Annotated in this window: 7 protein-coding genes and 1 pseudogene; 1 reads left to right on the top strand and 7 read right to left on the bottom strand. The window is 46.6% G+C overall.

Annotated elements, in window-relative coordinates:
• Positions 1–67 precede the first annotated feature (67 nt).
• Both A8O23_RS16665 and A8O23_RS16660 read right to left on the bottom strand, forming a co-directional pair.
• Entirely contained in the window at positions 68–331 is a 264-nt protein-coding gene (locus tag A8O23_RS16665; protein WP_066623608.1) for a hypothetical protein, read from the bottom strand.
• Between the two features lie 80 nt (positions 332–411).
• Entirely contained in the window at positions 412–1,302 is an 891-nt protein-coding gene (locus tag A8O23_RS16660; RefSeq protein ID WP_066623606.1) for a DMT family transporter, read from the bottom strand.
• A 265-nt stretch (positions 1,303–1,567) separates the two neighbouring features.
• Here A8O23_RS16660 and A8O23_RS16650 point away from each other — a divergent pair, with 265 nt between their 5' ends.
• Complete coding sequence (locus A8O23_RS16650) at positions 1,568–3,460, top strand: amidophosphoribosyltransferase (RefSeq protein WP_066623599.1); 1,893 nt, start codon at positions 1,568–1,570, stop codon at positions 3,458–3,460.
• A gap of 129 nt (positions 3,461–3,589) precedes the next feature.
• Here the strand turns inward: A8O23_RS16650 and A8O23_RS16645 are convergent, their stop codons facing one another.
• From A8O23_RS16645 to A8O23_RS16625, 5 genes and pseudogenes are all read right to left on the bottom strand, one after another.
• Entirely contained in the window at positions 3,590–7,117 is a 3,528-nt protein-coding gene (locus tag A8O23_RS16645) for a T9SS type A sorting domain-containing protein (RefSeq protein ID WP_082883123.1), read from the bottom strand.
• 326 nt (positions 7,118–7,443) lie between these two features.
• Positions 7,444–7,773, bottom strand: a pseudogene (locus tag A8O23_RS16640) (HesB/IscA family protein); the annotation flags it as partial.
• A gap of 20 nt (positions 7,774–7,793) precedes the next feature.
• Positions 7,794–8,201 carry a hypothetical protein gene (locus A8O23_RS16635; protein ID WP_066623595.1) on the bottom strand — a complete coding sequence of 136 codons (408 nt, stop codon included), beginning with the start codon at positions 8,199–8,201 and terminating at the stop codon, positions 7,794–7,796.
• A 15-nt stretch (positions 8,202–8,216) separates the two neighbouring features.
• Positions 8,217–8,630 carry a Fe-S cluster assembly scaffold IscU gene (iscU, locus tag A8O23_RS16630; RefSeq protein WP_066623593.1) on the bottom strand — a complete coding sequence of 138 codons (414 nt, stop codon included), beginning with the start codon at positions 8,628–8,630 and terminating at the stop codon, positions 8,217–8,219.
• 124 nt (positions 8,631–8,754) lie between these two features.
• Positions 8,755–9,969 carry an IscS subfamily cysteine desulfurase gene (locus A8O23_RS16625; protein WP_317039552.1) on the bottom strand — a complete coding sequence of 405 codons (1,215 nt, stop codon included), beginning with the start codon at positions 9,967–9,969 and terminating at the stop codon, positions 8,755–8,757.
• Positions 9,970–9,974 lie beyond the last annotated feature (5 nt).

The following is a 9,974-nucleotide window of genomic DNA, read 5'->3' as shown; positions in this document are numbered from 1 at the left end:
GGCTACTTTAAGAAAAGTAGCCCGAAAACAGGGCTTCAATTTATGATGCATTATAGGCAGAAGAAGATTATGCCTGCACGTGTTTAACTTTAATAATGGTAGTGAGGTAATCGTAAATCTCTGTTACTTCTTTGTCATACAGAAAGGTATTGTAATGGTCAGCAGTGACTTTGCTGACCCGGCAGCCGTTCTCTACCATAGAGTAAACCACTTCTCTTATGCGTAAAGGATGACCGGCCACGTTGAGCATACAGGTGGCGTCTTGGGCTTCTACCAACAGAAAGAGGTGGTGGAGGGCATCTTCATCAAAAGAAACATTTTCGTCTGCCATGGTGCGTGCTCTGTTTTTTACCCAAACCCCATTTTTAGAGTTTTGGTGCGCAGTTGGAGTAGTTTTAACGGAGAAAGTAGTTAGACTGTTGACTTTTTAGGTTTGCTTACCAAGTACACCCCTCCAAAAATCATGGCTGCATATAAAGCTTTCTGCCACGTAAACACATCTTTTCCGAAATATACAGAGATCAGAATAGCAAACACGGGCTGCAGGTAAATGTACACGCCCACCAAAGCCGGGCTGGCAAACTTCATAGCCCAGATGTTGAGCAGGTAGGCCAGAATGGTCATGCCTATGACTACAAATGCAATGGCTGCCCAAATGGAAAGAGGAAAGGTGCTGTAATCGGGGCTGGTGACTTGCTCAATGCCAAACGGAATTGAGCCTATAGAGCCAATCAGAAAAATACGACTGACCACCGTAATAGCCTGATACTTGGCCATAAGCGGTTTTACCAGCACCAGAAAAGCACCAAAGCAGACGGCATTGAACAGAATAAGTAAATCGCCTAGCCAGTTGCCCTGCGCCTGGCCACTGTCTTTGCCCGAAATCAGTAACATAGCGCCTAATCCGGCCAATAGAATTCCCAGCATACGGTTTACCTTCAGTTTTTCCTTCAGAAGAAACGCTGACAGCAGTACCACCATGACCGGCGATACCGTTTGAATAAGCGAGGCATTGATAGGCGAAGTCAGGTTCAAACCCGCAAAGAAAGACAGTTGGTTCAGCGTGATTCCGAAGAGCCCACACAGTGCCATTCGACCCCAGTCAGCTTTGCTCTCTACCTTCTCTTTGGTAATGAATAAAGAAATAGCACCAAATACCAGCACCGCACTCACCACCCGAATCACAATCAGCCCGAAAGGGCCTACATACTCGGGCATTATCTCTTTGGCAATACTGTAATTGGCGCCATAAATAAGTGCTACCAGAAAAAGGGCGCTGTGCACCTTTACTTGTTTGTTCATGGCTGCAAAGGTAGGCAACAGTGCAGCATGAAGAGGCTGTTTTGGAGCTGAAATTCTGAAAACAGGGCTAAAACACTCTTGCCTTTAGGCGTGGTTTGTTTTCTTTTTCCTCACGGGCACGAAACACAACAGAAAATGGTTTTTCCCTTGGAAGCTTTCGTTTTTTTAGCCGTACTTTGTGCCGGAGTTCTTCTTTGCTACTTATGGCGGAAGGGCTTCTGGAAATCATAAAAAACGTGCTTTCCATACCTAATAATAGTTTATAATGAGTGATGCTATAAAGCATGAGTGCGGAATTGCCGTGGTCCGCCTTCGCAAGCCCTTGGAGTATTATGCTGAAAAGTACGGTACTCCGCTGTACGGCATCCAGAAGATGTACCTCCTGATGGAGAAGCAGCACAACCGGGGCCAGGACGGGGCAGGTTTTGCCAGCATTAAAATTGCCGCCAATCCAGGTACAGAGTACATAGCCCGCTACCGGTCTGTGAAAACCAAAGCCATAGACGATATTTTTGGGAGAATAAGCGAGAAGTACAATAAGTACAAACGCAAGAACCCCGAGCAGGCGCAAGATGTGGCCTTCATGCGTGATCGGCTCGCTTTCTTAGGCGATGTGTATTTAGGTCACCTCCGCTACGGCACCCACGGCGAAAACAGCGTAGACAATTGCCACCCCATGCTGCGCGAAAACAACTGGCGAAACAGGAGCCTAGCCGTAGCCGGTAACTTCAACATGACCAACGTAGATGAGCTTTTCAATGTGCTCACTAACTTAGGCCAGCACCCCAAGCAGAAAATAGATACCGTTACGGTACTAGAGAAAATAGGACACTTTTTAGACGAGGAAAACCAACGCCTCTTCGATTATTTCAAGCCCGACCACAATAACCAGGAAATCACCGCCCTTATTGAAGAACACCTGGACCTTCAGCGTGTACTGCGCAGAGCCTGCAAAGACTTTGACGGGGGCTATGCCATGGCGGGATTGACGGGCTACGGTGCTGCCTTTGTGGTGCGTGATCCATCTGGCATTCGTCCGGCTTATTATTACATGGACGATGAGGTGGTAGTGGTGGCCTCAGAAAAGCCTGCCATCAAAACCGCCTTTGGGGTAGAGTACGATCAAATCAAAGAAATTACGCCTGGTTACGCCCTGATTGTAGAAAAGAACGGCGAGGCGGCAGAGAAAGAAGTGCTACCGGCGCTGGAAAAGAAGAGCTGTAGCTTTGAGCGGATCTATTTCTCACGCGGCAACGACCCTGAAATTTACCAGGAGCGCAAGATGCTGGGCAAATTGCTGTGCCCCACTATTCTGGAAGCCGTTAATTATGATTTAGAGAACACAGTTTTCTCCTACATACCTAACACCGCCGAAACTTCGTTCCTGGGGATGATGGATGGCGTGGAAGACTATCTGCGCAGCTACCGCCGGAAAGCCATTGAAGCAGGAGACCTGACCGATGCCAAGTTAGATAATCTTCTGTCGTTCAAGCCTCGGATAGAGAAGCTGGTAATCAAAGACGCCAAGCTTCGTACGTTTATCACCGATGATAATTCTCGTGACGACTTGGTGGCGCACGTATATGACACTACCTACGGAGTGGTGAAAAAAGGAGTCGATACCGTTGTGGTGATTGATGACTCCATTGTGCGTGGTACTACGCTGGAGAAAAGTATTATCCGGATGCTGGACCGCCTGGAGCCAAAGAAAATCATTGTGGTTTCCTGCGCACCGCAAATACGCTACCCTGACTGTTATGGCATTGACATGTCACGTATGAAGGAGTTTGTGGCCTTTAGAGCGATGATTGGACTCTTGAAAGACCAAGGCAAGGAAAGTCTACTGCAGGAGGTATACCAGAAATCTACGAAAGCACTGCAAACAGGTGCTGCCAAGGAGGTAAACTTTGTGCAGGAGCTGTATGCCCAATTCAGTGCGAAGGAAATAAGTGCTAAAGTGGCTGAGATTGTAAAGGCCTCAGACGTAAAAGCGGAAGTGGAAGTTATCTTCCAGACGGTGGAAGGTTTGCACGAGGCTTGCCCTAACCATGTTGGTGATTGGTATTTCACAGGTAACTATCCAACGCCGGGAGGTATTAAAGTAGTAAACCGCGCCTTCGTGAACTATATGGAGAACAATATAGGAAGAGCGTACTAATGTGCTAATGAATTAATGTGCATATGTGCTATTAAAGCATACGTAATTTAAACAGAAGGAGCGGTGGCAATGGCACCGCTCCTTCTGTTTTTGACCTGTTTTTATGAAAGTAAGCTGAAAACAATTCTACTACTTTACAAATCTTAGCCTGTGGATAGAGCCTTCGTGCCGTATCTGTAGAATGTACTGCCCAGCAGGTAAATGCCTAACTTGTATATAGGGTGTTGACTCTTCTGCTAATACGGCGGCTTTTTCTACCATTTTGCCTTGCATGTTGAATATCTCAACAGAGGCGGCAGGCGCTACTCCAGTCAAGAACAATAAGTCTTGGCTGGGGTTGGGATAGAGACTCATTGCTGGAAGAGTGGAGGTAGTAGGTTTGGCAACAACTGTTTTGCTGTAGTCAAATTTGCCGTCGTAGTCAATTTGCTTTACGCGGTAATACACTGCCTGAGAAGCGGAGAATGTATGACGGAACGTGTAATGCTGTGCTATGGTCGTGCTTCCTTTTCCAGTCACTACGCCAGCGGTGGCAAAGGTTTTCCCATCAAAGGAGTATTCCACTTCAAATCTTTCATTATTCAATTCAATGGAAGTTGCCCACTTGACCTCAACCCCCTGTGTAGTAGGTTCTGCTTTAACATACAGCCAGCTTACAGGTAGGGTGGCTTCCATGGTGGCAATGCCCATTTGGCCAAATTGTCCTACAAAATTACGTTTGGCAAACCCGCTCTCCACGGTGCGGCCTTCTTTGTTGGGTGCGTCTAAAACCCCGTTGCCCGTGGTCCAATCTTTCCCAGATACTGAGGTAAGAGGTCTTATCAACAGTGCGAATTGATTATCAGTTAGGTTCATGAAGCCCTGCAACGATGCCATGGCGGTATAGCTGCCTTCAGAAGGCTGGGCATTAGGCGATACGTGCCACACGCCCTCTGGCACCACCTGCAGATATCTATATCCATTTTCAATCACATTCAAATCACGGTCTTGATGATTGGTAAGGGGCATAAAGCTGACGGCAATACTGTTGAAACCATTGCCTGACAATCCGTTGGAGTTGAGGTCCAGTTGCCTTTTCCCATTCGCAGTACCAACGGGGAAAGAGTAGGAGCCGCTACTGCCTACGGCCCTTCTTAGGTTCCCCTGAACGTACAGGCTTTGATCTGCCAATAGGAGAGAAGAGGAAGAAGCGTTTGCTAAAAACAACTCTTGTGCCTCAGTTTTGAACACTCCGCTTTTATAGGTGAAGGTACCAGTAACGGTAACTGAGTTGGTAAGGGTAACACCCAGAGCAGGTTTAGCCACTAGTAAATTAGCTACTTGGGCAGGTAAACCGTCTCCTGTCACCATTTCTGAGTTACCTATGAATCCATAGTTGGCTTGTGGTGAAAAGCTGCGGTTGCCACTCACCCTGATGTTGCCATCTGATGTACCAGTTCCGCTCAGTTTTATACCTTGCGCTGATCCATATAATAATGTAGCGCCGGGTGATAAAATGAAGTTTCCGCTGCCGCCAATGGCTCTGTTGCTGGCAATTTGCAGCACCGCCGGCGATTGTACAGTTAAAGTGCCGGCTACATCAAAGTTTCCGCTTAGTAAATGATTACCTAATTCATTCAGAGTATTGGCCTGTGCGGCACTCAACAGCAATTGATGGTAAACTATTTTCTGTGAAGTTCCGAACGTACCTCTGATGGATTGGCTTTGGCCGTTCACGGTGCCATACAACTCAATGGTGCCGCCTGTTAAAATATATCCTTCTGTTTTACCAGTTAATTCTGGCAAAGTGCCGCTTGCTTTTCCAATACGGAACAAGCCACCAGTCATGGTTAAGCCACCGTCTCCTCTCAAGGTCTTATTGGCAACATCAAATGTAGCATTGGGTAAAATGGTAAGGTTCTGGTTGATGGTAGTGGTGGTGGAGATTGTTTTGGCCGTGCCTCCTGCATTAGAGCCCCCAACTGTTACGCTATGATAGGTTTTACCTCTCAAGGTCTGCTCACCATCGCCGGCTAGTTCAATGGAGCCCCCTGTCAATTCATAGGTGCCGGTCAACAGAGGTACTGTAGTGTTCAGCATCCCGATCTGATACACTCCCCCGCTCATGACAAGTCTACCAGAACTGGAGATGTCGGCTGTGGCTGTGCCAATTAAACGACCTTGACGGATTTCCAGACGGCCTCCCTGTGCAGATAGGGCGGTGTTGCTGGTAATGCCTGTGCTGTGGGTAATGGTAACGGAGGTAGGGTTGTCAATGATAATTATTTTACCGTTTGAAGTAGTGGTAAAAGCATTACCTGTTAACTGAGGCACCTGTGCATTGTAAACAAAAGTGGCTACTTGGTTAAAGGTTCTCCGGCTGTCGGACACCTGAACGTTGCCGGTTGCACCAGTGGCATTGATGCCTTGGGCACTTGTGACATAAAGCGTGCCTCCCTGGTCTAGCCTGAAGTATCCTTGCCCTGAAATGGTGTGCCCTACGCCAGAGGCGTCAGTCCCAAAGTCTAAGGTTGATCCGTTTTCAACCGTGAAAGTACCCGCGTAAACAGAATTGGAAGGGTTAAGAACCAAGTTTTGCTTCAGACGAGCCATAGCCCCTGTCTTGACCGCTACTGACACATGGTTGATAGGTCCAGCTACTTGAAGTTCCTGCCAACTGGTGCCATTCAGGCGTATTCCGCTAGTACTGGTGCTGACGGTGCTACTGTTGGTAATAGTGGAGGTAGAGTTTGTATGTAAATTCCCTTGTAGGTCTATATACGTAATCGCGGCGCTACTTGAGGTTTGATTAAGCGTGAGGAAAGTGTTCTGTAAGGTAAGGTTTCCGGCCACTGTTAGTGTTGAGGTGCCAGAGCTTTGATTTTGCACAAAAAATGAGCCACCCGCAAAATGCAAACTCTGCCCAAAAGCAACTGTGGTGTTACCACCAGCTACTGTTATAGAAGAAGTACCGGCTGTCTGTAAAGTGGCGGCGTAAGCCAAATTACTGCTGGCGTTCAGGAGTTGCCATTGGCTGGAAGTGGTGCCAGGAGTGACCGTTAGTTTGCCAAAGGCATAACCATAGGCTTGCTGTGTTAGGTTTGCCGGATTGAAAAGTACACTGTTGGCTGCGGCTTGTTCTACTTGTACTTCAGAGTCAATATCAATTTCCTCTACTCCAGACCATAATGTGGAGTTTGCGTGGTAAGAAGAAGACTGTATCCATAGTTTAGAGTTAGCTTGTAGTTGTAAAAGGCCTAATGACTCTACCGCGCCTACTTGTTTTAGTTCTGCCGAAGGGGCTACTGTCAATCTGTTTGAGGTAGTAAGCTGCCCAGTGGAAGCAACTGTCAACACTCTTTCAGAGGCAACATTTAGATTTGCGAGAGTAAGTGTACCGGTAATGTGAGTACTATGGGCAATGTGCAGCGTGGCATCTGAGGGAAGAGGGTAAGAGGCGGGTGCCCAAGTGCCATCTGTAGTAAGTTTTTCAAGGCTGGCTGTGCCAGCAGATTGACCTACTGTACCGGTAGATGTTGTTCTGTACTCACCTCCGGGATATGCCAAATTTGTTTGTGCCTGTAGTTGATGACTCGCCAACAAAGCGAAAACCCAAAACAACAAATTATTGATGATGGGGTACTGTGAATTCTTTTGTCTAATGAATAACTGAACCATAGGGGTGATTCCTTTGATGCCTCGTACAGAGGCTGTTATCTGAAATATTTCAAGGCTAACTAAAGGAAAAGTGTGGCAGTTCAGAACTAGGAACGAAATTAGATCAATGCCTCTGTTTTCTCGGTGAACGAGTGAGGCTGAACTGTAAATGGGTTGTTTTTAGCCTATTTTTAGGAATTGAGGCCGAAAACGTACACTAGCTGCTCGGTGCTATTTTTAATGGATCTTTATTGAATGAGGCTTCAAAACAACTTAACAATGCATACCTCATAAAATAAAAAAGGCACCTCTAGAGGTGCCTTTTTTATTTTATGAAATAGCTAAAACTAAACCGAGAAACTATCGCCGCAGCCGCAGGTACGGCTGGCGTTAGGGTTGTTGAAGAAGAAGCCTTTGCCGTTCAAGCCGTCAGAAAAGTCCAACTCAGTACCGGCCAGGTAAAGGAAGCTTTTCATGTCTACCACTACCTTTACGCCTTTGTCCTCAAACTCCTGGTCCATAGGCTTTACCTCATCATCAAAGTCAAGCTTGTAAGACAGGCCAGAGCAACCGCCACCAGCCACAGAGGCTCTCAAACGGAAGCTGTCGTCTATATTAGACTCCTTCTTTAGCTTCTCTACTTTTTCCTTTGCTTTATCAGAAACGGTAATCATACGCGTATCCTCCTTTCTTTTTTCTAAGAGACTGGGTTCAGCACCACACTAAAAACCGTGATAGTATTGATGTCCCGCCCATAATATAATTTATCCAGTGCTTCATACATATTCTTCGCCCTAAAGTAGGAAGTGTTTAACTCCCGTTCGCCCCTTGCCACCCACTGAATGGTAAAGGAGCTCTCCTCGTCGCGCGACTGACGTACGTACTCCAGCATCTTCCGGAGTGCATCTATCCGGTCATAACCTGTTACCGTGTGGAACAGAAAAGACTGGTGGTGGCGTGGGTTCACAGTGATCAAATCAAGCCGCATTCGGTCTTCCATGGGGCGGAAGTCAAACAAAAGCTGACTTCCTTCCAGACCCAAATGGTCTTCAATTTGCCGTTGAATCCGCGCGCTCTCTACGTGCACATTGGTAGATGCCTCCATTGCGCCGCGTCTAGATTAGTGGTGCGATTTAGCTTCTACCAATGGCTCTAAACCGTTCTTTACGCGGTAGTCGTTGATAGCAGACTTGATGGCATCCTCGGCTAAAACAGAGCAGTGAATTTTAACAGGCGGTAAAGCCAATTCTTCCACAATCTCCATATTATCAATAGCCAAAGCCTCATCTACAGTCTTGCCCTTTAACCACTCAGTAGCCAAAGAAGAAGATGCAATTGCCGAACCACAGCCGAAGGTTTTGAACTTGGCATCAGTGATTACCTGGTTCTCATCAACTTCAATCTGCAGGCGCATTACGTCACCACACTCAGGGGCACCTACTAAACCGGTACCTACGTTATTTTTTGATTTGTCCAGCGTACCTACGTTGCGTGGGTTGCTGTAATGATCGATTACTTTATCTGAATAAGCCATAGCTCTATGTTAATTAAAAATTAGAAATTATGAATTAGAAATTAGGTTAACTTATTAGAATATACGCAGTTAAATGATTTGCGATAAATTTCTAATTTTTAATTCCTAATTTCTAATTGAAATCTTAGTGTTCTGCCCACTCTACAGAGTCAAGGTCTATACCCTCTTTGAACATTTCCCAAAGCGGACTTAGTTCACGTAGTTTGGCAACAGCCTCTTTCACGTGGTTGATGGCGAAATCAATTTCTTCTTCAGTAGTGAAACGGCTTAGACCGAAACGTAATGAAGAGTGCGCCAAGTCATCGCTCATGCCCATTGCTTTCAATACATAAGAAGGCTCCAGGGAGGCAGAAGTACAGGCCGAACCAGACGATACAGCCAAATCTTTCACACCCATCATAAGGCCTTCGCCTTCTACATATTTAAAGGAAATGTTAGTTACGTGCGGTAAACGCTGGTTTTTAGGCCCGTTCAGGTAAGACTCCTCTACTTGCAGCAACTCATTTTCCAAACGGTCACGCATAGCCACAATACGCTTAGTATCAGACTCCATGTCTACACGGCAGATTTCGCAGGCTTTGCCTAAACCTACAATACCAGGTACGTTCAGCGTTCCGGAACGCATACCGCGCTCATGTCCGCCACCGTCCATTTGGGCAGTAACTTTAACCCTTGGGTTTTTACGGCGCACATATAGAGCACCCACACCTTTAGGTCCGTACATTTTGTGGCCTGAGAAAGCCATCAAGTCGATACCATCGGCTTCTACGTCTACTGGAATTTTACCTACGGCCTGAGTAGCATCTGAGAAGAACAACACGCCATGTTTCTTGGCAATCTGTCCAATCTCTTTGATAGGCTGCACCACACCCACCTCGTTGTTTCCGTACATGATGGAAATCAAGATGGTTTTGTCGGTGATGGCCGCTTCCAGTTCTTTAAGGTCAATTAAACCTTCAGAGTTTACCTGAAGATAAGTTACCTGTCCGCCCAGTTTCTCAATGTGCTTACAAGTATCTAAAACTGCTTTGTGCTCAGTAGTGGCTGTGATGATATGGTTCCCTTTAGAAGCATACATCTCAAACACTCCTTTGATAGCCAGGTTGTCAGACTCAGTGGCACCAGAGGTGAAAATCAATTCTTTAGGGTTGCAATTGATTAACGCGGCAATTTGCTCACGGGCGTAGTCAACGGCTTCCTCGGCAGCCCAACCAAATGGGTGGTTACGGGAGGCAGCGTTCCCGAAGTGGTTGGTGAAATAGGGCAACATAGCCTCCAACACCCGTGGGTCCATGGGCGTAGTGGCATTATTATCTAAATAAATCGGTAATTTCAGCATCTTCG

Origin of the sequence: Rufibacter roseus (assembly GCF_001647285.1) — a bacterium.
Lineage (GTDB): Bacteria > Bacteroidota > Bacteroidia > Cytophagales > Hymenobacteraceae > Nibribacter > Nibribacter roseus.
Note: the sequence above shows the minus strand (reverse complement) of the source record. Positions and strands in the feature narration are given on the sequence as shown.